This is a genomic window from Nitrospirota bacterium (assembly GCA_026387665.1).
GTDB lineage: Bacteria > Nitrospirota > Nitrospiria > Nitrospirales > Nitrospiraceae > Palsa-1315.
Map to the genome: position 1 here is coordinate 35,556 of JAPLLG010000002.1, position 25,078 is coordinate 60,633.

Here is a 25,078-nt window from a genome sequence, read left to right on the forward strand (position 1 = left end):
GTATCTTTATTCCAGCTATAAGCTATTAGCCATACGCTCTTATCCCCAACGAGGTGCGCTTCACTAGAGACGCTTCACGTCAAACTTGGAACTGGGCTTCGTACAACCGCGAGTAGACTCCGCCTCGCCCAATTAAGGCCTCGTGCGTCCCGTCTTCGACGACATGACCGTGATCGACGACGATAATGCGGTCCACATCGTGGATCGTCGACAGCCGATGGGCGATGATAATCGTCGTCCGTCCCCTGGTCAGCTCATTGAGGGCTTCCCGAATCTTCACCTCGGTTTCGGTATCGATATTCGAGGTCGCCTCGTCGAACAGGACGATGGGAGGATCTTTCAGGAGGACCCGCGCGATCGACACCCGCTGTCTCTGCCCGACTGAAAGCTTGACGCCCCGCTCCCCGATCCAGGTGTCATAGCCCTCCGGCAGAGCCATGATGAATTCATGAGCACGGGCGGCTTTAGCGGCGGCTTCCACCGCATCCTGTCCCGCCGACAGATTCCCATAGAGGATATTCTCGCGGACCGTGCCGTTAAATAAAAACGGCTCCTGTTGCACCAAGCCAATCTGGCTTCGCAGAAAGTCCAACGGAAGCTCACGGATATCGTATCCATCAATCGTAACCGATCCATCCGTCACATCGTAGAATCTCGGAATCAGCTTGAGCGTCGTACTCTTTCCCGCTCCGCTCGGTCCGACCAACGCGACCCGCTCCCCGGCCTGCACGGCAATACAGATATCCATCAGAATCGGCACATCCGCCCGATAGTGGAACTTCACATGCTGAAAGGCCACTTCGCCCTTCAGCCGGTTCGGCGGCGTCGCCAGCCCGAGCCGGTCATGCACGTCCGGTACGATATCGAGAATGTCGAACACTCGCTCGCTGGCCGCCAGAGCATGTTGCAACATGTGATTGACGGAATGAATTTGATTGATCGGCACATAAAACAGAGCCGAATAGGATATGAACATTACGAGTTCGCCGACCGAAAGATGCTGTTGGAGGACTTCGGCGACTCCAAACCACAGCACCAACACCCCGCCCAAACTTCCGATCAGCGCCATGCCTGGCGAATAGAACGACCAAAGATACATCGCCTGCAGCGTCTCGTGGCGGCACCGGTCACTTTTTCGCCCGAAGCGTTCCTGTTCATAGGATTGCCGGTTGAACCCCATCGTCTCGCGAATGCCGGCCAGCGCATCCTGTAACAGCGCGTTGAGCTCGGCCGCTCCCTTGCGGATGGCCTGGTAATGCCCATGCACCCGCTTGGTAAACTCGGCAGCCCCGAGCACCAGCAGCGGGATCGGCAGCAAGGCCAACAGAGCCAGCTTCCAATTGAGCCAGAAGAGAACCGTCATGATCCCGATGAGGGTGAGGCTGGCCGTAATGGTCTGCTCCAACCCATCGACAAAAATCCGCTGCATATGTTCGGTGTCGTTCAAGACCCGCGACATGATCTCGCCAGTCGGACGATTTTCGAAGAAGCTGATCGAGAGCCGTTGCAATGAGGAAAACACCTGCACGTGCAGATCGTGCACGACTTGCTGTTCCAGCGAATTGTTCAGCCGAATGCGCATCGAACTGCAAAGATTACGAAGCAGATAGGCCGCCACCAGCCCGCCGAACACCCACGACAGCAGCTCCGTGCGATGGGCCTGAATCACCTCGTCAATCAGCACCTTGATGAGCCACGCAGGAATCAGTTCGAATGCCGTCGCCAAACCGGCAAAGAGAAACGTGCCCACCACCATGGACCGGTAGGGGCTGAGGTACTGAAGCACGCGCAGAAGGATTTTCACAGGGACGGTCTATTCACGGCGGGTTAAATGACCGGGGTCGATTCTTTTTGCCAATAGCGACTGAACTCCGCGAGTTGCGTGAGCGTGGACATATCGGTCATCCGATCCACGAACAGCTTGCCGATCAGGTGATCCATCTCGTGCTGGATACAAACCGCATAGAGACCGGTCGCTTCGATATCGATCGACTTGCCGTCGCGATCCAGCGCCTGGACTCGCACCAGGGAGGGGCGCGTGACCTTCCCGCGCAAGCCGTCGACGCTCAGACAGCCTTCCCAGTTTTCTTCCTGCTGCGGACCATAGAACACGATCTTGGGATTGATGAGGACGGTATTGGGAAAGGCATCCTCGCCATCGCCCTCACAACCCAGGACCACCAATTGGATCGAGCGGGAAACCTGGGGCGAGGCCAACCCGATGCCAGGCTCATCCAGCATGGTTTCAAAGAGGTCGTCGATGAAGCGCTGCAGTTCTTTCGTGCGAATGTCGCGAGGGTCCACCTTCGCCGCCACCTGGCGGAGAATCGGGTTGCCGAGCTTTGCAATCGGGAGAATAGCCATGAACCTTACCTATAGTCCTTCGAATGAGTCATGAAACGAACGGCGGGCTCTTAAAAATATAACACAGGGTTTTTCGCAGCCGCAAGGCGGAGGCCGACGAGAGAAGAGAGGAGGGTTCGACGTTTGCGGTTCGAAGTTTTTGGAACTTCAAACCCTGAACGTCGAACGTCGAACCGCAGACTTTGAATGACGCGCGGCTACCGCGAATGGGTTGACCGCTTCGGATCCGGCATTTCGAAACTATCCTTTTGGCCGTTCCACCATTCCGACCACTCGACTCCCCATTCTTGGCGGTCTTGCTTGCTTGAGGCCTCCCAATCGTGAAACTCCGTTTCATGCCTGGTCAGGATCCAGAGCGAATGAAGCGCTGAGAGGGCGACAAACCGTTCCTCGTCTGCCACCATCCCGATCAGCACCGGCACCACCGTCTTCTCTCTCACATAGCGGGCCTCGAATGCCGCAGTTTTCCGGATCGACGAATTCGGATCCTTGGCCATGACCTCGATCGCCTCCACCACTTTGGCCGCATCCAATCGCACCGCCACCCGCAAGGCATGTTCCCGCACCCGGGGCACCTCGTTCGGCTCCTTGGCCGCTGCCACGAGGGCGGGGACGGCTGAAACCGCCTTCAACATCGAAATCGTTTCAATGACGTTGTATCGAATGCGCGGCCCCGACATCGTCAGCCCCTTGACCAGGACCGGCACGGCTGGCTCGCCCAGATGCACGAATTCTCCCATTGCCCAGAACTCTTGCTTGCCTTCGAGCAAGGGCAGCAGGGCCTCCGCCCGCTGCACCTCTTCAGGCGTCAAAGGCTTCGTATTCTGCGGGACTGATTCAGCCGGAAGATCTTGCCCCTTCGGAGGCATCTCGTAGGGCATCTGGACCGGGACGACCCATGCCTTGACGACCGATTCAGCCCAAAGGGGTTGCGCCATACCCGCCAGCACCACCGACAAGACGATCCCCCAGACACCTGCATATCGTAGTTGCACGGTCATCCCCTTTCCTCCTCTTCGCTGCTCTTCCGCTCACCGCGTCGATGGACAATTTCATAGAACACCGGCAAGACCACCAAAATCAACACGGCTGCCGTCAGCATCCCCCCCACCACGACACGAGCCAGCGGCTTCTGGGCCTGCGATCCAATGCCGGTCGCGAGCGCGGCAGGCAGCAGGCCGATGGCCGCGCCCAACGTCGCCATGAGGATCGGGCGCATCTGCACGTCGGCTCCCTTCCGAACCGCTTCCCGAAGGGTCAGCCCCGCAAGCCTGAAGTCTTCAATCCTGGAGATGAGCAAGACGCCTCCCAGGATCGCCACCCCCAGCGTCGAAATGACGCCGACTGCGGCTGAAATACTGAAATTCGTGTGCGTGGCCATAAGGGAGAGCACCCCTCCCACCAACGCAAACGGCACAGTGCTCAACACCAAGAGGGCGTTCTTGAGCGAATCGAAGGTGGTGTACAAGAGAAATAAAATGATCATCAGACTGATCGGCACCACCATCGCCAATCGTTTCTGTTCTTCTTTGAGCTGATCGTACTGACCGGCCCATTCCATCCGATACCGCTCAGGCAGGCTCACCTCCTTGACTAGGAGCGCTTGCGCCTCCTCGACCGTACTTTGGAGGTCACGATCCCGCACGCTGAACTTGATCGGAATATACCGTTCGTTGTTCTCGCGATAGATGATGAAGGCGCCGGTCTGCGTTGTGATCGTGGCGACCTGTTTTAATGGAATCCGTGCCCCATCCGGCGTACTGACCAGGATATTGCCGATCGCATCGACATCCTGTCGAAACTCCGGGAGAAACCGGACGACGAGATCGAACAACCGTTCCCCTTCATACACCTGGGTCACGGCCTGCCCTCCGACCGCCGCCTGCACGACGGCATTCACATCTGACACTTGCAGCCCGTAGCGCGCGCTCGCCTCGCGATCGACCTGGATCACCAGATTCGGTTGCCCCACAAGACGGAAGATCCCCAAATCTTTGACGCCATGAACCTTCCGCATGACATGCTCGATCTCGATGGCCTTCGCCTCCATCGTCTTCAGATCGGGACCGAAGAGCTTGATGGAATTCTCCCCCTTCACCCCCGACATGGCCTCTTCCACATTGTCCTGAATCACCTGAGAAAAATTGAAGATGACACCGGGAATGTCTTTCAGTCGTCCCTCGATCTCTTCGATCAGCGCATCCTTACTCAACCCGGGACGCCATTCCTTTTCCGGCTTGAGATTGGCCAGAAACTCGGCATTGAAGAAGCTCGTCGGGTCTGTGCCGTCATCCGGACGACCCAGCTGCGACACAATGGTCGTGACTTCCGGCGATTCGCGAAACAGCTTGCGAATCTCGCTCGTCAACTTCGCCGCCTGGTCGAAGGAAATATCCACGGGCATCGTGGCGCGCACCCAAAGATTCCCCTCTTCCAGCGCCGGCATGAACTCTCCGCCAATCGACTGCAGCGCCACGAAGGTCACGGCCAACAGCCCGACGCAGAAACTGACGACGGTCGAGCGATGGTCCAACGCCCAGGCCAAGACGGCATTGTAGGAGCGGCGAACCACCCGCACGATCGCCGTATCCTCTTCGCTGATCGTACCCTTGAGCAAGAAGGAACAGAGCACGGGCGCCAAGGTAAACGCCATGAGCAGCGCGCCCAGCAAAGCAAATCCATAGGTGATGGACATCGGCGCAAAAATTTTCCCTGGCACACCCGTCATCGTAAAAAGCGGAATGAACGCGACCACGATAATCGCCGTGGAGGAGAAAATCGGCTGTCCCACCTGCCGGGCCGCCCGCACGATCTGCTGATGGACCGTCAAGCCTTGGATCTTTCCATGCGCCAGATGGAAGAAGATGCTTTCTACCATGATCAACGTGGCATCCACGATGATGCCGAAATCGATGGACCCGAGCGAAATCAAATTCGCCGACTGCCCAATGAGAACCATCATCGTAAAGGTAAAGAGCAACGAGAGGGGAATGGTCAAAGCCACGATCAAGGCCGCGCGAAAATGCCCCAGGAACACGAACAAAATGATAAACACCAACACCATGCCGCTAATGAGAATGTCCGTGACCGTCTCTACCGTCGTATGAATCAAGGCTGTGCGGTCGTAGAAAGTTTTGACCTTGACCCCGGCCGGCAACTTCCAGGTATTGAGGTCCTCAACTTTCCCTCGAACCTTCTCAAGGACATTGAGCGCCTTGTAACCCCGCTGGAGCAGAATGACGCCTTCGACGACATCGTCGCGATCATCGATGCCGACCTTGCCCAAACGGATCCGCGGACCCACAGCAACCGTCCCCAGCGTCTTGACGAAAATCGGCGTCCCCTCTTTTTCGGCCACCATGACGTTTTCGATATCTGCAATCCCGTTGATGAGGCCGAGTCCGCGGATGTTGTAGTTCTGCGCGCCGATCGTCAGGTAATTGCCGCCGACATTGGCATTGCTATTGGTCAAGGCGGACATCACTTGCGACAGACTGACGCCGTAGCTGATCAATCGTCCCGGATCGATATCGACATGGTACTCCTTGGTCGTGCCTCCGAACGCGGTCACGTCGATGACGCCGGGAATACGCCGGAACTCCCGACGGACCTGCCAATCCTGAATCGTTTTCAGGTCCATGAGGGTGGTCTCGCCAGCCCCCGTCAGCTCATACCGGTAAATTTCCGCAATCGCCCACCAGGGCGACAGTGACGGAGCCGCCCCAGGAGGCAATTGCACCGAACCCAGTCGATTTAAGACTTCCTGACGGTCGCGAAAAATTTCCGTATTGAAATCGAAATAGACCTTGATGTCGCTCAACCCGAAGATCGAGAGCGAGCGAATGTCCGTGAGGCCCGGCATGCCGTTGAGCGCGACTTCAATGGGGATCGTGATTTGGCGTTCGATCTCTTCGGCCGACCAGCCCGGGTACTGGGTGATCAGCTCGACCATCGGCGGCGAGGGGTCTGGATAGGCGACGATATCGAGGGTATGAAAGGCGTAGAGCCCGCCAAAAAAAAGCAGAAAGCCCAAGATGCAGACCATGACCCGCTGAACCAGCGAGAGCTCAACGATTCTGGCTAACATGGGGTACGATTACATTCCAATGTAAAGAAAGAGAACACCACGAGAGGACTACCCTTTGACTTCCTGTCCCTTGATTAAGACTGCGCCTTTCACGACGATGCGCTGTCCCGACACCAGGCCTTCCAGGACCCGCACCTGATCCGGTGAAATCGTGCTCACTTTGACTTCCCGTTTGGCGTAACGATCGACGCCTTCGACGACATACACAAACTGTTTCCCGTCCACTTCCAGCACGGCTTCGCGGGGAATCATCAGCAACGGCGTGGACTCTCCGACCTGGATATGGAGCCGCGCAAACATTTCCGGCTTCAGCCGATGATCCTTATTGTTGACCCAGGCGCGGAGCTTGATAGTTCGGGACGTCGGATCCACCACGTCACCGATCGTGGCCACGGTCGCGGGGAAACTCACGTCCGGGTAGGCCTCCACGCTGACCTTGGCAAACTGCCCCTCTTTCACCAGGGCAAGATCCCGTTCATACACGTCCGCCACGACCTGCAGCATATCGAGATCGGCCACCGTGAACACGACCAGACCGGAATCTCCCCCGATCGACTGGCCGGGCGTCACGTTCCGTTCAACGACGATCCCGGTCAAGGGGCTCTTCATTTCGAATCGCGACGTAATTTTCTGCCGTTCGAGCGGCTTCTCCAATTCCTGTGCGGGAACCCGCAACGACAACAACCGCTCTTTCGCGCGGCGGAATTCCGCGCGCGCCTTGATCAGCTCATTCTCCGCCTGTTTGAGATCCTTCAACGGCAGCGCTTTATTCTCATACAGATCCTTGGCCAACTCGCGGGCACGGGTCGCATATTGAAGGTCCGAGTCTTCCTTCACATATTCCGAGTAAGCTTGCGCAATCTCCTGACTGTCCAACACCAACAGCACACTCCCCGCCTGCACCCGCTCGCCCAAATGCGCCCGCACCTCAAGAACCCGTCCTTGAATGGGAGAGGAAATTCTGGAATAGCGATCCTCTCCGTAGGCCACCTTCCCGACCAGCGTCAGGTCATGAGCGCCCGATCCGACTTCAACCAAAGCCGTCTCCACCCGCGGATGTGATTCCGCAGCCGATCCTGCCACCTGAGATGGAGTCGTCACAATATTGGAAACGGCTGGCTCCTCTGCGCTCCCGCAAGCAGACACGACGAGCAGGCAGACGGCCGAGGTCACGGGAAATAGGAGCCGGTTCACAGCCACTAGCCTAACCTGAAACTTCATGAAGAAATCTCCTGCCCCACGGCGCTTTCTAGCTGGAAAAGGTTATGCTGATAATTGAACAGGGCTTCGATATAGTTTTGCTGAATCAACCGCGACGTACGCGCGGCATCGAGCAAATCCAGAATCGTCGCGCCGCCCCGCTCATAAGCCCGTTCGACGATCGTCACGGTCGAGCGGGCATCTTCCAATACACCGCCCACATAGGCTTCGACCAATCGCCGGCTCTGCAGCAAATTGCGGTAAGCGACTTCCACTTCGTTCTCCACGAGATTGACGGTCTTATTCAAGTCGGCCTCGGCCGTCTGCACCGCGACCTCCGCCTGATGAATCCCGCCCTGATTCCGATTAAACACGGGCAACGGCAACCCTAAGTTGAGCGACCACTGCTGGGGATTATCCGGCCCCTGCGCTCCCTGCACGGCATACCCGGCCCCGATCGTCACATCGGGAACCCGGTAGGCCTTCGCCAGCTTCAGGTCGGACTCGCGCTGCGAATAGGTAAACCGCCTGGCCTTGATATCGGGGCGAAGATCGAGTGCGGCCGTACGCAGCTTGCTGATATCAGGATCGATGCGCCGGAAATCTAAGTCCGTCGTCAACTCCAGCGTGATTTTCGGCGACAGCCGCAAGAGCTGTCGAAGATCTCCGCGGGACGTTTCCCCTTCCTGCAACGATTGAATCACCTGCGATTGAAAATCGACCATCTGCAATCTGATGCGAATGAGGTCGACCTCCGCAATATACCCCTTCTTAAACCGAATCGTATTGATATCGAGGATGCGGGAAAAGCGGTCGCGATTCTCTTCGGCCAACACCAGCCTGCGCTGAGCCAACTGGATCCGGTAATAGGTGTCCTTGACGGTGAACCCCAATTGGCGCACGGCATCTTCAAACGATGCTTCTGCCGACTGGCTGCCATAGCCCGCGCTTTCAATCCGGTAACCGCGCTTTCCGGCTAGTTCGAACAATTGCTGAACTTGGCTGATCAACGCCCCGCTGTTCGACGATGTCCGCCCTTGCGTGAACGAGCTGAGCGTTCCGATCGTCGCCACAGGATTGGGGAAGAGCGCGGCGGTAATCTGTTGGCCCTTGCTATATTCAATGCCGTACTTGGCAATGAGCACATCGAGATTCTGGCTGATGAAGAGCGCCAGCGCGTCGTTCACGCTGAGACGCAGCGCCTTCGAAGGCACCGTGGCTTGTTCAGGAACCGGAGCTGGCGAGGCCGCGTGGGCTGGATCAACGGAAAAATTCAAAACAGTGAGCACGATGATATAGCAAAGAAGACGTACTAGTCGATCCACAACCACAGCCCCCCCCCGTCGAAACTACAACGCCGTTATCTCAACTGCTTGCGCATTATACAGTGAATGAAATACGAAGCAAAGAATCTCTTGCGAAATAAGCACTTAGCTCCATCCGTGCCTAGCGCTCTGGCCCAACGAGAGGACAATGAACAGGCTGTTCAAAAAGTCTGTCCAGCAAGGCCGCAGCCGATGAAAGCACCGGAGGCGTAGCCTCTGGCTACGTTGAGGATGCTTTCGGGGCGAGAACGAAGCTGACGGACTTTCCCAATAGCCTGCTAGCGCATCTTCAGCTCTGTCCACGCCCTGTCATAAAGCCGCAGCGCCTCGCCCACGTCAGTCATCCATTCCAGCCGGGGCAGCAACTCGACGGGAGGATAGATGGCAGGATTGTCCAGGATATGCACCGGCACGAAGAGCCTGGCCTCTTTGTTGGCTGAGGCAAAGAGCAACCGCTCTGCTGTGCGCGCCGCCACCTGCGGCTCCAATAAATAATTGATGAACTGCATCGCCAGCTCTTTCCTGGGAGAGGACTTGAGCACGACCAGACAATCCGCCCACAGCGTGCCGCCTTCTTTCGGCACGACATAGCGAATCGACGGACGATCCTTCATCGCCCGCGCCACCGGCCCTCCCCACCCATGGGCCAAGACCACATCGCCCGACGCCAGAAGCTGGTCGTAATGGTCGCTGGCATAGGCCTTCACCAACGGCTTTTGCGCCAGCAGTCGCGTCTTCGCTTCCTCGATCAAGGCCGGGTCCTTCGTATTCATCGACGCCCCCATCGACCGGAGGACCGCCCCAAAGACTTCGCGCTGATCGTTCAACATGCTGATCTTTCCTGCGTAACGGGAATCCCACAGGACGGCCCAACTGTCCGGAGGCGTCGAGATAACGGCCGAGTCATAGCCGATTCCGACCGTGCCCCAGAGATAGGGAGTCGCGTAGCGCTGCGTCGGATCGAACGGCAGGTGCTGAAGATGGTCTTCCAGCGTAGCGGCATTGGGCAACCGCGCGGGATCCAGTTCTGCCACCAGCCCCTGCTGAATCATGATCGCCGCCATGAAGTCAGACGGCACCGTGACATCGTAACCTGTCGCTCCGCCCTGAAGCTTGGCCAACAGTTCTTCATTGCTGCTGAACGTATCTACGACAACCCGCACTCCATGACGTCGCTCGAACTCCGCCAGCAACTCAGGCCCGACGTAATCGGACCAGGTGAAGTAATGGAGCGTCTTCTGGTCCTCGTCCCCGGACATGCGCTGACAGGCCAGATTCCCGCAGAGCAGCAACAGAACCAGACCAAGAGAGAGGATCATCTCTTTCACGCGCATGGATCTCCTACCGTCGTTGGAGCAGAAGCGAAAACCCGATCAATCCCATGGATACGACCACGAACAATGCCGACAGGGCGTTGATCTCGGGAGACAGTCCGGACTTGATCATGGAATAGACTTTCAGCGGCAGGGTCGTCGCGCCGGGGCCTGCGGTAAAGAAGGTGACGATGAAGTCGTCGAGCGAGATGGTGAAGGCCATGAGCCCTGCGCCAAGGATGGCAGGCCTGAGCAATGGAAGGGTCACATATCGCAACGCATCCCAATAGGAGGCCCCCAAATCCGCCGCCACCTCTAGCAGCCGTGGATCCAACTTTCTGAGGCGCGCCCGCACGATGACCATCACGACTGGCACGTTGAACGAGGCATGGCCGAGTATCACCGTCGTCAGGCTCAGCGGCACGTTCACCAGCAGGAAGAACAATAACAGCGACACCCCCATCATCACTTCCGGAATCACCAGCGGCAGCAGCAAGGCCTGTTCGATCTGGCGCTGCCGCCTTCCCGGCAGACCCTCCAGCCCCACGGCCAGGCTGACACCCAGCAGCAACGCGAGCACCGTCGAAACCGTCGCCACCCACAGACTGTTCACTGCGGCAGCCTGCAAGGCCTGATCCGCCCAGAGGGCCCGGTACCATTGCAAGGACCAACCTTGCCAGGTCGCAGACAGACGAGAGGCATTGAACGAAAAGAGAATCAGCGCGGCGATCGGTCCATAGAGAAAAAACAGATTCGCCACACTCGCACGCCACAGCCAGCCGCCGGACTGTTTCATGATTCAGACTCCGGTTGCACCACCGATTTTGCTGCGCGAAGGGACCAGCTCATCATCCCCACCACGAACAACATCAGCAGGCAGGAAATAGCCGCGCCCAGCGGCCAATCGCGCGCGACGAGAAACTCATGCTGAATGAGGTTCCCGATCATCATGCTCCGGGCGCCCCCGAGCAGGTCCGGCGTGAGAAAGGCTCCAAGCGAGGGAATAAAGACGAGGAGACAGCCGGCCACGACCCCCGGCTTGGCGAGCGGCAGAATGATCCGCCCAAAGACCGTCCACCTCGTCGCGTAGAGATCCCAGGCCGCCTCGACCAACGTCCGATCCACCCGCTCGAGCGCCACATAGAGCGGCAACACCATAAAGGGCAGATACCCATAGACCAGTCCGATCACGACAGCAGTATTGGAGTAGAGCAATTCGATCGGCGTGGTGATCACTCCCAGCTTCAACAACAACGTATTGAGCAGACCCTCCGTGCGCAGGATAAACATCCAGGCATAGGTACGGACGAGGAAGTTAGTCCAGAAGGGAATCATCACCAGCAGCAACCAGATCCCCTGCCGGCTTGGCGCCGCCCGAGCAATATGGTAGGCCAAGGGAAAACCCATGATCAGACAGAGCAGAGTCGTCACCGAAGCCAGGAGGATCGACTGGCCAAGGATACGGGCATAGAGAGGGTGGAGCAGATCGAGGTAGTTCGTCAGGCTGAACGACCAAACAATTCCGCCGTAGGTGCCACGGCCAGCAAAGCTGATTACGAACATGAGACAGAGCGGCACAACAAACAAGAGCCCCATCCAGACCAGGCCTGGTCCAAGGAGCCACCAGGACGGGGCCTGCCCGACTGGAACAGACATCTTCATTCGCTCAACACCACAGCATCGGCAATCAGCCAGCGCACATGGACAACATCGCCGCGCTGGAGTCCGTTTCGACCGGACTCATCGTTCGGCACGCGCACGCTCCAGACCAGACGCTCGCCAAGCCGCACCAGATACCGGCGATCGCTTCCACTGTAGAGGACCTTCTCGACTGAGCCAGCCAGGCTCTGCTCGCCATTCAGGCCCTGGGCCTCAGTCGAAAGACGAAGCCGCTCCGGTCTCAAGAGAAGCGTCACGGCAGTCCCCTCGTGGAGCGCCGTATGACCTGGCAGGGCAATCTGAGCCTCTCCCGGAAGCTCTGACGGCTGTAGCACCGCCCGGCCTCCGTCGATGCGTCGAACGATGCCGCGCAATTCATTCGAGACTCCGATAAACCGGGCCACAAAAGCCGAGTTCGGCGACTCATACAAATCTTGCGGGCGTCCAATCTGCAGTACCCGCCCCTGATGCATGACCGCCACACGGTCCGACATGGTCAAGGCTTCTTCCTGATGATGGGTGACGCAGACGAAGGTGCAGCCGGCTCGCTCTTGGATGGATTTCAATTCGACCTGCATCTCCTGCCGGAGTTGTTGATCCAAGGCCGACAACGGTTCGTCCAACAAGAGCACCGCCGGCCGATTCACCAAAGCGCGGGCCAGCGCCACGCGTTGTTGCTCCCCACCGGACAACTGGGCCGGCAGACGCTCCTCTTTCGACGTGAGCTTCACCATGTCCAACGATGCACGGACGCGGGACGCAATCTCGCCTCGCGGTACTCCTTGCATCCTGGGACCGAACGAGACGTTCTCCGCGACCGTCAAATGGGGGAAAAGGGCATAGGATTGGAATACGAGGTTGACTGGGCGACGGTTCGGCGGAACCGCCTCCATTGAGCGGCCCTCGATGCGAATGGTCCCCTCGTCCGGCGTTTCAAATCCGGCGATCATGCGCAAGACGGAACTCTTCCCTGCCCCGCTGGGACCGAGGAGCGAAAAGAATTCCCCTCGCTGCACGGTCAGCGACACATGGTCGACGGCCAGCGTGGCCCCATGCCGCTTCACCAGCGAAGTAATGTCGATGCTAGTTGGTTGTTCGGCCATCCTGATCCATGGGCCTAGCGCCGGATCGACCGGCCCTGGTCCCAAAAACACTGCGACAGGGGATCGTTACAGACCCGGCACGGCGGGAATAATACAGGAGGGCTGATTCGTGATCCATGAGGACGGGCTCACCGACCACTGGCGTAAACGTCGAGGCCCGTCTTAGACATTGGAGTCGCGAAGATGCTTACGAACCCGGACTTGCTCCTGGTGCTTACGCAACAACTGGCGCCGAATGACGTCACGATCCTCCGCCACGATGCGCACCAGACGATCGACATCCTCCGCATGCTCGCGGACCAACTCAGACAGCTTCGCCATTTGATTTTCAAGATGCTCTAACCGCCACAGTGCATCCTTCCCGAGTTCCCCCGCCGGCTTCTGGACCGGCTTCTGATCCAGTTTCTGCTTCACGAGCGACGTCACCAGTACATCCCGCTTCATGCTCACTCCTTTGCTCGACGACTCACAAATATTTCAACGTTGTCTGCCGTAGTATCGACTCAGATTCCTGCGATGTCAACGAATCTGCTTTCTTTCTATTTCCTCAATGTCCTGCTACAATTCTTCAACATGCCAAACATTTTCACCATGGTGTTGGCCGGCGGGAAGGGCGAACGTCTCCAGCCCCTCACTGAGCATCGAGCCAAGCCGGCTGTTCCCTTCGGCGGGAAATACCGCATTATCGATTTTACCCTCAGCAATTGTCTCAACTCCGGAATTCGAAAAGTCGCCGTTCTCATCCAGTACAAGTCACACTCGCTCGACCGTCACATCCGCACAGGCTGGAACATCCTCAACGCCGAGCTTGGTGAATACGTCGCCTCAATTCCACCCCAGCAGCGGATCAGCGAAGAGTGGTATCAAGGCACCGCCGACGCCGTCCATCAAAACCTGTTCCTCCTCGACAACGAACAACCCGACTATGTGCTCATCCTCGCCGGCGACCATATCTACAAGATGAACTATATGGAGATGTTCCATTGGCTCATCGCCAAAGGCGCCGATGCCGTGGTCGGCGCAATCGACATCCCAATCGACGAAGCACATCGGTTCGGCGTGATGAGCGTGGACGAGGATTTCCGGATTACGAACTTTGAAGAAAAGCCGGCACACCCACAGTCGATCCCCAACGATCCGACCCATGCCTTTGCCTCGATGGGCATCTACCTGTTTCGCACCAAGGTCCTTCGCGAATACTTGATCGCCGACGCCCAGGAAGGCGGGAGTCACGACTTCGGGAAAAATATCATTCCCAAGATGATTCGCGATCGGCGCGTTTACGCCTTCAAGTTTGTCGACGCCAACAACAAAGACGTAAAATATTGGCGAGACATCGGCACCTTGGACGCCTACTGGGAGGCGAACATGGACCTCGTCGCCGTGGAGCCTCAATTCAATCTCTACGACCAACATTGGCCGATCCGGACCTATCAGGGGCAATACCCCCCGGCCAAATTCGTCTTCGCGCAGGACTATCAGGGCGGCAGGATGGGCGTGGCCCTGGACTCCATCATCTGCGGCGGGTGCATCATCTCCGGTGGCCGTGTGCAAAACTCTGTGCTCTCACCGAACGTCCGTGTCCAGGACCATGCGGACGTACGGGATTCCATCGTCATGGAAAACGTCATCATCGGCGAACAGAGCCGGATCAAACGGGCCATCATCGATAAAGACGTCATCATACCGCCCAAGTCAGAAATCGGATACGACCGGGCAGCCGATGCCCAACGATTTACCGTCACAGAATCCGGCTTGGTCGTGATTTCAAAGGGAATGAAACTGCATGCCTCCCTCGATTCATCCGGTTGACCTCATAGTCGCTCTTCGCGAGAAGCACTTGACCCCTGCCATCGTCTTCCTCACATCGCGCCGTGCCTGTGATGAGGCGATGCAGGCCTTCGACCATAGTCACATCGTCCTCCCGCCGGTTCGCCAGGAGGCCATCGCCGCCGTGCTGGACAAGGTGATCGCCCAGTATCCCAGCATCGCCGAGCACCCGCTCATTCCGATCGTCCAGCGCATCGGCGTCGCGGCGCATCATGCAGGCCATCTGCCCTCGTGGAAAATCGCAGTCGAGGAACTGATGCGTCACGGTTGTCTCGACGCCGTCTTCGCCACGACGACGCTGGCCGCCGGGGTCGACTTTCCCGCGCGCACCGTCATCATTACCCAGTCCAGCATCCGCAAGTCCCGCGACTTCATGGACTTGACGATCGGCGAGGTGCAGCAGATTGCCGGCCGCGCCGGCCGCCGTGGCAAAGATCTCGTCGGGTTCGCCATCGTGACCCCCTCCCCCTACATCGATCTGACTGTGCTGACCAAAGGCTTCACCGGCCACCCGGAAGCGATCAACAGCCAATTCGTCATCAGCTATCCAATGGTCCTGAACCTCTTGAAAGCGCATCCCCTGGATCAAATCCAGCCGATCCTCGCCAAAAGCTTTGCGCAATTTCAGCTCAACCAGCGAGCGGAAGTCCTGGAACGCAAGCTGGACGATCTGCGCGTTCAAATGGACCCGTTCGGACCGCGCGTCTGCACCGACTGGATCGCCGAATGGCAGACCTTCGACCAGGTCCGCCGGCAGAAATCACACCGGGTCCCGATCCGGAAATTTGAGTCGCCGGAGATCGCGGCCCGCTTTCACTTCCTGACCCCCGGTCGCGTGGTAGGATTCGGTCGCAGCCGAGGCGTGGTCCTCCGCCAATATCGCAGCAAGGGCCAGAAGAGCCCGATGATCACGGCGCTGCGTCAAGGCGGAGGCATTACCGAATCCCCCGCCTCCACCGTCACCGAAATATCCGACCGCATCCTCGACTGCGTGGACGCGCCAGTCTATCCCTGGTGCACACCGGAAAGCGTGGAGGACTTGCTCCATAACCTGGAAGAATTACCGACCAAGCTGCCGGAACTTCCCATCCTGGTTCCGAAGGACAACGAACCGATTCCTGACGCCATCGTGCAAACACTGGGCGACTTTGCCTGTCCGACCTGCCCGTCCCGTTCCGCCTGTCAGAGCGACTATCCCCTCGCCTCCAAGCTTCGACAGGAACAGCATCGACACGTCAAATCGATCCAGGCTCTGCGTACCAGTCTCTGGCACCGGTTTCAGGAGAAGATCGACGTCCTGCAACAGTTCGGGTACCTCACGCCTGCGTCCCGCCTGACCGATGACGGGGAATGGGCCAGGCTCATCCGCATCGACCACTCGCTGCTCATCACGGAATTGCTCCGGGCCGACGCCTTTAACGGAGCCGACCCAGCCATGCTGGCCGCTGTCATGTCGAGCATCTCGAATGACGACGATCGCCCCGGGTCCTTCCCCCGCGTCAGTTCGGGGCTGGCCTCATTGCTCGGACAGGTACGCAAACTGGCAGCCTCCCTGTCGCCGCATGAAGAGCCTCCGCTCTTGCGGGCCGATATTGCCGCAGTGACGGAACGATGGATCGGCGATCCCACCCTCACCTGGATCGGTCTCTGCAAAAGCACCTCGATGGCTGAGGGGGATATCTATCGTCTCTTGGCGCGGACCTTGGAATTCTTGTCGCAGCTCCACACGCTCAAAGGCACGCATCCGGGATTGGCAGACACAGCCTCACGGGCCATCGCCGCCCTCCGCCGCGGTGTACTGGAGGAATTGCCATGAGGATGTCGCTCGTCGCTCGCACACTATCTCTCGTGCATGGATTCGGACATTTCACGTTTCACGTTTCACGCTTTACGAGGCAGCGATGACGACCGAAGAACTCGAACAGCTCCTGGCTCAACAACCGATCGCCCTCTTGCACCGTCTGGCGCGAGGACGGGTGCAGCGGCATTTCCGCGCAGGCAAACGCCGCTTGATCGAAGTCTTGCTGCGCCACTCCGCGGAAAATCGCGCAGGCTTCGAATCCGACCTCATGATCTTAATCGGTGAGAAACCGGTTCGACCAGCTCCAGCCCCGGCTCAAGCCCCAACCGCAAGGAAGCCCAAACCCTCGGCCCCGCCGCGTCGCCCAGGACAAAGGCCGACGGAGCCGGAATCCCAGGAGCCCGGCATCACCCTCTCCACCTGGCTGGAGGGATTGGGAGTGCCGTCGTCCTCGCAGCCCTTTATCCCGGATGCCTGGCAAGAAGACGCCATCGCCAAATTACGAGAGAGCGACGTGGTCGTGAGCGTGCCGACGGGAAGCGGCAAGACCTATGTCGCAGTCGAAGCAGCCCGCCGCGCCATCGCGGAGAACCGGACCGTCATCTACACCTCGCCGCTCAAGGCCCTCTCCAACACCAAGTACACGGAGTTTTCGAAAATCTTCGGCGCAGACCAGGTCGGCATCCTGACCGGCGACCGGCGCGACAACGGGCAAGCGCCCCTCCTGATCATGACGACGGAAATCCTGCGCAATCTGCTCTACGACGCAGGAGGCGGTGAGATCGACGTGCGGCTGGATACATTGGGTTTGGTGATTTTGGACGAGTCGCAATATATCGCGGACCCGGAACGGGGCGTCGTCTGGGAAGAAACGATCATCTTCTGCCCGAGCCAAGCGAAGCTGCTCTTGCTCTCGGCCTCGATCGGCAATCCCCATGACATTGCCAACTGGCTCACGTCGATCAGACAGACGCCCTGCCACTTGATCAAGCACAGCACCCGCACCGTGCCGCTGCGCGCCGGCTACCTCCACCCGAACGGCAAACTCTCCCCGCTCTTCCGCACCGCCGGCATTCCCCATGGCCATCCGGGCCATCTCCATCCGGAAGCCAAGCGGCTCTTTGACCAATACGAAGACGAAACCCAGCCATCAGGGCGCCGCCGCTAGTCCTTCAACACTCTGTGGAGAAGATAAAAAAACGGTGGAAGCTGCTGAGAAAATACGAAGGCGCTGGCCGAACGACCAGCGCCGAGACCTGCCGGCCCATCCCTTTGATTCGCGGAACCGTCACCGCCTCATACCGCCCCGCTGAATCACGACTGTATCCACACAACGTTGCACCGTCTCAGGCATGACCCTCTGACAAGCGGCACGAATCTCGTCTTCCACAAATTGCCGCTGCAGATGCATCGCCCACCAGACCAGCCACGACCCAATGAGGAGAGCGAGGATCGCGCCGACGGCCCAGGGCAGGAGAAACGGAACCCTGCCGAAGAGGCCACAGAGAATATCCTTCACACAAATTCCTGATTGACTGCCTTGCTGGTCTGACATCGCGCCTCACGTCTCTCGGTAAAATTTCCCGCTTTCCGACCTGCCGTCATCCTACCGCAGAGAGGAAAGCCTGAACATTTTTTTCCCCTTCTTCGCCGAAGGGTGCAGAAAGAGAAACTGATATGCGCAATCTGGCGGGCTTTCCCCAGCATCTCACCACAAGTCCCTTGACCCGCCGCCCCTGAGCCCTGTATAACCGCTTGCTGGCAGCAGTATCCGATTGCCCCTCCCATTCTCTGTATGATCGTCAGAGCGTGCTGTCTGGGGCCCGGTGAAACTGTACTTTCTCCGATGCGCCCGTAGCTCAATGGATAGAGCATCTGACTACGGATCAGAAGGCTATAGGTTCAAGTCCTATCGGGCGCACCACTTCTTCTTTACACCTACGATTACACGCCAGACGACGGATCCTGGCCTATCATATTCAGTCCGGTCAGGCGCGCCATTCCTCTCATACCGCCGCGAGTAGCCAGGCACGAGAGACTAGCGCTCTGCTCTGACGCTCTAATGCGTTTTCCTCTTCCATTCCTGACTCGCCCCTCTTACGATACAGCCTATGCACTGAGGAGTCTCCTCCCATGTCAGGCTTATCGCTCGAACAACTCGAACAACTCGTCCAGGGGCACCACTGGAATCCCCTCGCGATTCTCGGCGCTCACCCGATAGCCCAGGGCAATTCCCCAACCGTTGCGATTCGCTGTTTCTTACCGGAAGCCAAAGAAGCGGCCCTCCTCCTCAGCGGGAACGGCCGCCGACCCATTCCCATGTCGCGCCTCCATGAAGCCGGTCTGTTTGAAGCTATCGTCCAGGGGCCACTCGGAACCGACCCCTATCGTCTCCGCGTCACCGACTATGCAGGTCAGATCTCTGAGCGACATGACCCCTATGCTTTCCCGCCTCTTCTCACAGACTTCGAGCTGCATCTCTTCGCCGAAGGGACCCTCTTTAAAGCCTATGAGACGATGGGCGCCCATCTCCGGACGGTGCAGGGTGTTCAGGGAGTCCATTTTGTCGTCTGGGCGCCGAACGCCGCGAGAGTCAGCGTCGTGGGCGACTTCAACCAATGGGATGGCCGCCGCCATCCTATGACGAGCCGCGGAGCAACCGGCCTCTGGGAGCTCTTCATTCCCGAACTCACAGACGGCACACTCTATAAATATGAAATTCGGTCTCGCCATCATGAAGCGCCGCTCTTGAAGGCCGATCCCTATGCGGTCGCCTCGGAGCTGCGCCCCAAGACCGCCTCGATCGTCCGCTCACTCGCTTCCTATCGTTGGAAGGACCAGTCCTGGATGGCGGCGCGGGCACAGCAAGACCCCCTCGCCATGCCCCTCTCCATTTACGAGGTCCATCTCGGTTCCTGGATGCGTGTCCCTGAGGAAGGAAATCGCTGGCTTACCTACGCAGAGCTTGCAGCAAAGCTCATCCCGTACGTGAAGGATATGGGCTATACCCATCTCGAACTGTTACCAGTTACCGAACACCCGTTTGACGGATCCTGGGGCTATCAGACCACCGGCTATTTTGCCGCCACTAGCCGGCACGGCGCTCCCGAAGACTTTATGGCCTTCGTCGATGCGGCACATCAGGCCGGAATCGGCGTGCTGATGGACTGGACCCCCGCGCACTTTCCTGACGATCCGCACGGGCTCGCCCAGTTCGACGGCACGCATCTCTACGACCATGCAGACCCACGGCTCGGGTACCATCCTGACTGGCACAGCCGCATCTTCAATTATGATCGCGTCGAGGTCCGGAACTTCCTCCTGAACAGCGGGCTCTTTTGGCTGGATCGATACCATATCGACGGCTTGCGCGTGGATGCCGTCGCCTCGATGCTCTATCTCGACTACGGCCGGAAAGAGGGAGAGTGGATTCCCAATCAGTTCGGCGGGCACGAAAACATCGGAGCCGTCACGCTGCTGAAAGACTTGAATGTGCTGGTCCACAGTGATTTCCCTGGCGCCATGACCATCGCGGAAGAATCCACATCCTGGCCGGGAGTCTCACGCCCCACCTATGCCGGAGGACTGGGCTTCACGTTCAAATGGAACATGGGCTGGATGCACGACATGCTGGAATACTTCGACCGCGATCCCGTCCACCGCCCCTTCCACCAGAACCAGCTGACATTCGGGCTCCTCTATGCCTTTAATGAAAACTTCGTCCTGGTGCTCTCGCACGATGAAGTGGTGCATGGGAAACGGGCACTGCTCGATAAAATGCCCGGTGATGAGTGGCAACGCTTCGCCAATCTCCGTTCCCTCTATGGCTTCATGTATGGGCACCCCGGCAAAAAAATGCTGTTCATGGGCGGAGAGTTCGGGCAGTGGTGTGAATGGAACCATGACACCAGCCTGGAATGGCATCTCTGCGAGCAGGAGCGGCACGTGAGTCTCCAGCGGTTCGTACGAGACCTCAACTGTCTCTACCGCCAGGAACCGGCGCTGCACGAGCTCGATCACGAATGGACCGGTTTCCAGTGGATCGACTTTTGTGATGCGGCCCATTCCGTCATCGCCTTCCTAAGAAAAGCGAAGAATCAGGGCGATCACATATTGTGTGTGTGTAACTTCACCCCTGTTCCGCGCTACGACTATCGAGTCGGCGTGCCGAAGACAGGCTACTACCGTGAACTGCTGAACAGTGACGCCTCGACCTACGGAGGGAGCAACCTGGGCAATGGAGGCGGGCTCCAGACGAGCGCTGTCCCCTCCCACGACATGCCCCATTCGCTCACCCTCACACTCCCGCCCCTATCGGTGCTGTTCCTCAAACGAATCTGAGTGAGCCGGCTGCGAGAAAGTTCCGCCAGCGATCCGTGCAACGTCACATGTGAACGATTCTGAAGAAAGGGCACTCGACAGCCCTACGTTTCACCTTTCACGTCTAACGTTTTACGTATCGTGAGCGTGAGGCGAGAACGAAGCTGGCGGACTTTTTCAGTAGCCTGCGGGAGGGAAACTACCAGGTGCGGAACGGCCCACAATCGAGATGGATGAAATGTTTGCGCGGATAGAATCCAATCCCGCCGTACTGGAGCCGTAAGGCGGCACGGCGAAGCTCGTGAACGTCGACGCCGGGAATGTAGAAATCGAGCGCCTGTCCCTCGACGTGCAGGCTGTGCCGCGCGGCTCGCCGGCTCCGCTTCACCAGCTGCGCATTATACTCGGGCGACCGGTAGCCGGAGATCACATGGATCTCACCCGCGCCACCGACTGTTTTCTGCACAAGATTCACATGTTCCAGCACGCGCACATCGATCGCGGCGACTTCGTCCGTATGATGGCAACGCAGAATGTGATTCACCTCATCCAACGCCGTCAGGTCGTAATTCCCTTCGTCGTCGCGATAGCGGACGCGCAACCGTTCATCCGTACGTACGTTGAAAAAGGTCAGTTCTCCGTCAGGCAGTTCGTCCGCTCGCGCAACCGATGGCTGCAGCAGCCTGCTGCCGAGCAACAGCAGCCCGACAACGGACGTTTTCAGGAAAGACCGACGAGTCCAAGACCAGGGATTGTGATGTGGCACAGAACTGCTCCGGGGAAAAACGCACTGCAACGTTCGACAATAACTCGAGCGCTTGTATCAAAAGCGCCGGAGTCAGTCAACCCTGACGCCAATCGTTATCGCGCACTATCCATTTCTCCTAGACAGAAGAATCCAACATAGGTAAGATCAAAAATATTTCTGGGACATCTCGCGCTATGGCTACTATCCTTGTTGTTGACGACGAAGAATCGATCCGGAGCCTCCTGAAGGAGGTTCTTGAGAGGGCCAACCACCGCGTGCTCGAAGCTCGAGATGGTCAGGAGGGCTTAGCCCTCTACCAACAAAACAAGGTCGACCTGGTCCTGATGGATATCCTGATGCCGGGAACCGACGGCCTGGAAACCACTCTACAGCTGACGCGGGAATATCTCGACGCGAAGGTGATCGCCATGACCGGCGCCCAAGGCGACCGCAACTTCCTCGACGTCGCGAAACTCTTCGGCGCCCGCTGCGTCTTCGAAAAACCCTTCGACCTCGACAAACTCGTCCAAGCTATCAACGACGAACTCGCCAGATAGCACGCCAGCGCTTTCCGTCACCAGCATTCAGCCTCCGACACGACAGCAAACCGCGAAGCATTTTACGGATTATCGCCCCCCGCTGAGCTCTTTCCTGGCCAGTGCGCGCATCATCACCGGATCGTTGTAGGCCACTTCGCTCAAGGCATCCATGATATGGAGCCCTTTCGCCGCGACTAGCTCCTTGGCCTTCAAATAATTTTTCGCGGCAAATCGCGCCACCGCCGGCTGCCCGTTCACAATCTGACAAGCCAGGATTTCGCTGTTCACTTCCAACGTGCCTCCCTGCTCGACCAACGTCTTGGCCTGCGCTGGCGTAATCCCATGGAGCTGCGCGAACTCCTCCAGTCCTCCCGTCTCCACCAACCGTCCATCCGGCATGATGCACAGCCGCTTGAAATGCGGAGACCAATCCTTGCGGAAGTCGATGTATTTAATGTCTCCGCCCTTGGCGACTGCGCGATCCAAGGTCCGGTAGTCAAGTCCCAGATTCCTTTGCGCGAGCTTCCCCTTCAATTCCTCCGGCAACGTGCGGGTAAAGATCTGAAAGGCGGCGTCAGGAAGAGCCAGCGATCGCGTCCTGGCCAACTGCTCCGCCTCGGCAAACTGCATGAGATCCAGAACGAAGGTCTGCTTGGGTGTCCCACCGGTGGGATCGATGAAACAGGCGAACAACCCTCGCGTCAGCAACCCTCCAACCTGAGGGTAAACATAAACGCCGCCCTCCGTCAGGAGCGCGGTCATCGTCTCCAGCGGAACCTCATAACTTTCCGACAGGACCTTCGCATGACCGGGAAGATCTTCCTGCTGCGTCATGGCGCAGGCCGTCACATTCCCCGGCGCGTCGAATTCAGAATAGTCCTCAATGACGTTATAGAGGATCGTGGGTTTGGGCTTGTCGGCTTTTTTCTTAATTTTAAACATAGACTCCTCTCACCGATCACTCATCACGTGTTCCATACGGAGGCAGCGTCATTAATCGTCCATCCTCGACCGGCCCTCCCACCGTAAAGTGGTAGAGCGACTGAAAGGAACGGCCCTTGATCCCCACGATCTCATGGACCGGATCATCAAAGAAACAACCGATCCCGGTCCCTCGCACCCCTGCCGCCTCCGCCTCGAGATACAACACTTGCCCCAGCAGGCCTGCCTCCCAGAATAGGCGTGGATACCACCAAGCCCCTTCCTCCCACAAGCGTCCTTCGAACTCGGCCAACATCCCCAGCGAAAAAGCGCTGTCTCCCGCAATGTCTTGATGGCAACTGAGCTGAATGGCCGTTCTCTTCGCATCGCCCTCCAACAGCCAATAGAGCGGCAACTGATCTGGACAGCCTGGCACAGGAGTCCAGACCAACTCCTCGTTCATCGACTGTTGGAGCAGCGGCAGTTTCTCACGATCGCGGGCCAGGGCATAGAGCCCAGGCGTCAAACCCTCGACACGATGCACGAATAACAAGAGATGAATGGCAGGCTGCCAGGGTAAAACATCCCAGGGCATCGTCCGATCCAATTGAGGCAATTCCGCCGCTGGCATGACGCGGCTCAGCATCTGAAAAAATGTCGCGGAAGTAATTGACGTCTTGCCATCGAAGGAGACGGCGCTCCGGCGCTGCCGGATGAGCTGGCCCGCGGAGGGGCCAGCGTGAGACGTGACAGGTGAACCGTGAGACGTACTAGCAGTAGGAGCAGGCACAGACCTAGACTCACAAGAGATTTTCCAGCTTGCAGCTGCCACCGCATCGATAATGTCCCAATGAACCCCATGGTCTCCGCTTAACCGATTGGCTTTCCCATGCCAAGGGGCCGTCACAAGCTGCTGAACTGTCCCCGACTCCAGAAATAATGGAATGGCCTGCTCCGTATCGCGTTTCACGTCTACCGTTTCACTTTTCACGCTCCCTGACGGCCAGATCACAGCCAGACAATCCGGCTGTTCCGAGTCTACCTCACGAAAGTCCTCTGCGCGATCGCTCCCCAACAATGCCGCAACCGTGCCTTGAGCCACTCCATCCAACAGGGTCATGTTCCAGCCCAACGTCGCCGCGGCAATTCGTACGGTGCCGATCGCGTGGCCCACATCATGGTTGCAGTAGCGAAAGGCCCTCTCACCATATTTCCAGGCTTCCCGCCAATGGATCGACGTCAGCCCGACGAGAAACGATTGCGCAGGAAACGGCGCAAGGAGGCGAACCATCTGACCGGCCTCGAACGTCGCCCGCAGCTCAAGCCCATGTTCCTTCGGCGCGTAATGGTAGAGGCCCGCCTTCAAATCCAACCCCTCCATCTGCGGCAGGACCAAATAGCCTTCCGTCGGATGGAGATTGCCGGACGAAGGATTGACGCGCAAGGCCCACTGCATCTCCCCGGCCTTTTTCCACGCAGAGAGCGCAAGCGCAAGTTCAAGAAACCGAGAGAGAGTTGGCAAGGTAACCGGTTGGGGCGCTACGGCTCCTCGTTCATAGAGCGCAACATACGACGGCGAGGCTGGCTCGTCATCCGGCTGTAATAACGGCAGCAGGGTAAGAGGCGCCCCTTGGTAGCGGCGAAAGGGATCAGGCTGGTTCGCCCAATCCAGATGCCCGAGCGAACGGGCATAGCGGTTGAAATGATGTTTGGTCTGGACGTGATAACGAATCACGCGATCGATGGGATCGGTCGGCACAGTCTCGGCTGGTTCGCGGTACAAGGGGATTTCTGTGGCCATCGCAATAGTCTGTCACAGTCTACAGAGCCACAGGAAGAAAAGTAAACGCAGCTGGATGAAGAGAATC

20 protein-coding genes and 1 tRNA gene are annotated in these 25,078 nt (G+C 58.2%); 6 read left to right on the forward strand and 15 right to left on the reverse strand.

Going from position 1 to position 25,078, the window contains the following annotated elements:
- Positions 1-79: 79 nt before the first annotated feature.
- The 11 genes from NT179_00295 to NT179_00345 all read right to left on the reverse strand — a co-directional run bounded on the left by NT179_00295 (position 80) and on the right by NT179_00345 (position 13,495).
- Positions 80-1,804: an ABC transporter ATP-binding protein gene (locus NT179_00295; GenBank protein ID MCX5720457.1), complete on the reverse strand. Its 1,725-nt coding sequence runs from the start codon at positions 1,802-1,804 to the stop codon at positions 80-82.
- Between the two features lie 23 nt (positions 1,805-1,827).
- A complete protein-coding gene (gene def, locus NT179_00300) occupies positions 1,828-2,364 on the reverse strand; it encodes a peptide deformylase (GenBank protein ID MCX5720458.1) in 537 nt (178 codons plus the stop codon).
- A 197-nt stretch (positions 2,365-2,561) separates the two neighbouring features.
- Positions 2,562-3,365, reverse strand: coding sequence for a HEAT repeat domain-containing protein (locus NT179_00305; protein ID MCX5720459.1), 804 nt, complete (start codon positions 3,363-3,365; stop codon positions 2,562-2,564).
- Complete coding sequence (locus tag NT179_00310; GenBank protein ID MCX5720460.1) at positions 3,362-6,451, reverse strand: CusA/CzcA family heavy metal efflux RND transporter; 3,090 nt, start codon at positions 6,449-6,451, stop codon at positions 3,362-3,364. The genes NT179_00305 and NT179_00310 overlap by 4 nt, the downstream gene beginning before the upstream one ends.
- A 48-nt stretch (positions 6,452-6,499) precedes the next feature.
- Positions 6,500-7,672, reverse strand: a complete 1,173-nt coding sequence (locus NT179_00315) for an efflux RND transporter periplasmic adaptor subunit (protein MCX5720461.1) — start codon at positions 7,670-7,672, stop codon at positions 6,500-6,502.
- Entirely contained in the window at positions 7,669-8,976 is a 1,308-nt protein-coding gene (locus NT179_00320) for a TolC family protein (GenBank protein ID MCX5720462.1), read from the reverse strand. The genes NT179_00315 and NT179_00320 overlap by 4 nt, the downstream gene beginning before the upstream one ends.
- A gap of 278 nt (positions 8,977-9,254) precedes the next feature.
- Positions 9,255-10,310: a spermidine/putrescine ABC transporter substrate-binding protein gene (locus NT179_00325; protein ID MCX5720463.1), complete on the reverse strand. Its 1,056-nt coding sequence runs from the start codon at positions 10,308-10,310 to the stop codon at positions 9,255-9,257.
- A 7-nt stretch (positions 10,311-10,317) separates the two neighbouring features.
- The gene (locus NT179_00330) at positions 10,318-11,085 is read right to left on the reverse strand and encodes an ABC transporter permease (protein MCX5720464.1); all 768 of its coding nucleotides are present in this window, start codon (positions 11,083-11,085) and stop codon (positions 10,318-10,320) included.
- Positions 11,082-11,951 carry an ABC transporter permease gene (locus NT179_00335; GenBank protein ID MCX5720465.1) on the reverse strand — a complete coding sequence of 290 codons (870 nt, stop codon included), beginning with the start codon at positions 11,949-11,951 and terminating at the stop codon, positions 11,082-11,084. Before NT179_00335 ends, NT179_00330 begins: the two co-directional genes overlap by 4 nt.
- Complete coding sequence (locus tag NT179_00340) at positions 11,948-13,051, reverse strand: ABC transporter ATP-binding protein (protein ID MCX5720466.1); 1,104 nt, start codon at positions 13,049-13,051, stop codon at positions 11,948-11,950. Before NT179_00340 ends, NT179_00335 begins: the two co-directional genes overlap by 4 nt.
- A gap of 162 nt (positions 13,052-13,213) precedes the next feature.
- Positions 13,214-13,495, reverse strand: a complete 282-nt coding sequence (locus NT179_00345) for a hypothetical protein (protein ID MCX5720467.1) — start codon at positions 13,493-13,495, stop codon at positions 13,214-13,216.
- 129 nt (positions 13,496-13,624) lie between these two features.
- Between NT179_00345 and glgC the strand changes: the two genes are divergently transcribed.
- The 3 genes from glgC to NT179_00360 all read left to right on the forward strand — a co-directional run bounded on the left by glgC (position 13,625) and on the right by NT179_00360 (position 17,850).
- Positions 13,625-14,863 (forward strand): glucose-1-phosphate adenylyltransferase, encoded by a 1,239-nt coding sequence (glgC, locus tag NT179_00350; GenBank protein MCX5720468.1) that lies wholly within the window; start codon positions 13,625-13,627, stop codon positions 14,861-14,863.
- A complete protein-coding gene (locus NT179_00355; protein ID MCX5720469.1) occupies positions 14,838-16,697 on the forward strand; it encodes a hypothetical protein in 1,860 nt (619 codons plus the stop codon). Before glgC ends, NT179_00355 begins: the two co-directional genes overlap by 26 nt.
- Positions 16,698-16,782: 85 nt before the next feature.
- Entirely contained in the window at positions 16,783-17,850 is a 1,068-nt protein-coding gene (locus NT179_00360; GenBank protein ID MCX5720470.1) for a DEAD/DEAH box helicase, read from the forward strand.
- Positions 17,851-17,970: 120 nt separating this feature from the next.
- On the opposite strand, the gene NT179_00365 is transcribed toward NT179_00360, so the two are convergent.
- Positions 17,971-18,237, reverse strand: a complete 267-nt coding sequence (locus NT179_00365; GenBank protein ID MCX5720471.1) for a hypothetical protein — start codon at positions 18,235-18,237, stop codon at positions 17,971-17,973.
- Between the two features lie 293 nt (positions 18,238-18,530).
- On the opposite strand from NT179_00365, the gene NT179_00370 reads away from it, so the two are divergent.
- Both NT179_00370 and glgB read left to right on the forward strand, forming a co-directional pair.
- Positions 18,531-18,606: transfer RNA gene (locus tag NT179_00370), tRNA-Arg, on the forward strand.
- A gap of 209 nt (positions 18,607-18,815) precedes the next feature.
- Entirely contained in the window at positions 18,816-21,023 is a 2,208-nt protein-coding gene (gene glgB / locus NT179_00375; protein MCX5720472.1) for a 1,4-alpha-glucan branching protein GlgB, read from the forward strand.
- 178 nt (positions 21,024-21,201) lie between these two features.
- On the opposite strand, the gene NT179_00380 is transcribed toward glgB, so the two are convergent.
- Complete coding sequence (locus tag NT179_00380) at positions 21,202-21,768, reverse strand: DUF882 domain-containing protein (protein MCX5720473.1); 567 nt, start codon at positions 21,766-21,768, stop codon at positions 21,202-21,204.
- A 176-nt stretch (positions 21,769-21,944) separates the two neighbouring features.
- Here NT179_00380 and NT179_00385 point away from each other — a divergent pair, with 176 nt between their 5' ends.
- The gene (locus tag NT179_00385; GenBank protein MCX5720474.1) at positions 21,945-22,307 is read left to right on the forward strand and encodes a response regulator; all 363 of its coding nucleotides are present in this window, start codon (positions 21,945-21,947) and stop codon (positions 22,305-22,307) included.
- Positions 22,308-22,376: 69 nt separating this feature from the next.
- Here NT179_00385 and NT179_00390 read toward each other — a convergent pair whose 3' ends face one another.
- The gene (locus NT179_00390; GenBank protein MCX5720475.1) at positions 22,377-23,231 is read right to left on the reverse strand and encodes a hypothetical protein; all 855 of its coding nucleotides are present in this window, start codon (positions 23,229-23,231) and stop codon (positions 22,377-22,379) included.
- Between the two features lie 16 nt (positions 23,232-23,247).
- The gene (locus NT179_00395) at positions 23,248-25,011 is read right to left on the reverse strand and encodes a SagB/ThcOx family dehydrogenase (protein ID MCX5720476.1); all 1,764 of its coding nucleotides are present in this window, start codon (positions 25,009-25,011) and stop codon (positions 23,248-23,250) included.
- Between the last annotated feature and the right edge of the window lie 67 nt (positions 25,012-25,078).

Bases quoted from the DNA above. Each gene is read 5' to 3' on its own strand.
- NT179_00355 (MCX5720469.1), top strand. From the start codon at position 14,838: ATGCCTCCCTCGATTCATCCGGTTGACCTCATAGTCGCTCTTCGCGAG.
- NT179_00305 (MCX5720459.1), bottom strand. From the start codon at position 3,365: ATGACCGTGCAACTACGATATGCAGGTGTCTGGGGGATCGTCTTGTCG.
- NT179_00395 (MCX5720476.1), bottom strand. From the start codon at position 25,011: ATGGCCACAGAAATCCCCTTGTACCGCGAACCAGCCGAGACTGTGCCG.
- NT179_00315 (MCX5720461.1), bottom strand. From the start codon at position 7,672: ATGAAGTTTCAGGTTAGGCTAGTGGCTGTGAACCGGCTCCTATTTCCC.
- NT179_00390 (MCX5720475.1), bottom strand. From the start codon at position 23,231: ATGTTTAAAATTAAGAAAAAAGCCGACAAGCCCAAACCCACGATCCTC.
- NT179_00325 (MCX5720463.1), bottom strand. From the start codon at position 10,310: ATGCGCGTGAAAGAGATGATCCTCTCTCTTGGTCTGGTTCTGTTGCTG.
- NT179_00310 (MCX5720460.1), bottom strand. From the start codon at position 6,451: ATGTTAGCCAGAATCGTTGAGCTCTCGCTGGTTCAGCGGGTCATGGTC.
- NT179_00340 (MCX5720466.1), bottom strand. From the start codon at position 13,051: ATGGCCGAACAACCAACTAGCATCGACATTACTTCGCTGGTGAAGCGG.
- def (MCX5720458.1), bottom strand. From the start codon at position 2,364: ATGGCTATTCTCCCGATTGCAAAGCTCGGCAACCCGATTCTCCGCCAG.
- NT179_00330 (MCX5720464.1), bottom strand. From the start codon at position 11,085: ATGAAACAGTCCGGCGGCTGGCTGTGGCGTGCGAGTGTGGCGAATCTG.
- NT179_00345 (MCX5720467.1), bottom strand. From the start codon at position 13,495: ATGAAGCGGGATGTACTGGTGACGTCGCTCGTGAAGCAGAAACTGGAT.
- NT179_00365 (MCX5720471.1), bottom strand. From the start codon at position 18,237: ATGTCAGACCAGCAAGGCAGTCAATCAGGAATTTGTGTGAAGGATATT.
- NT179_00360 (MCX5720470.1), top strand. From the start codon at position 16,783: ATGACGACCGAAGAACTCGAACAGCTCCTGGCTCAACAACCGATCGCC.
- NT179_00335 (MCX5720465.1), bottom strand. From the start codon at position 11,951: ATGAAGATGTCTGTTCCAGTCGGGCAGGCCCCGTCCTGGTGGCTCCTT.
- NT179_00385 (MCX5720474.1), top strand. From the start codon at position 21,945: ATGGCTACTATCCTTGTTGTTGACGACGAAGAATCGATCCGGAGCCTC.
- glgC (MCX5720468.1), top strand. From the start codon at position 13,625: ATGCCAAACATTTTCACCATGGTGTTGGCCGGCGGGAAGGGCGAACGT.
- glgB (MCX5720472.1), top strand. From the start codon at position 18,816: ATGTCAGGCTTATCGCTCGAACAACTCGAACAACTCGTCCAGGGGCAC.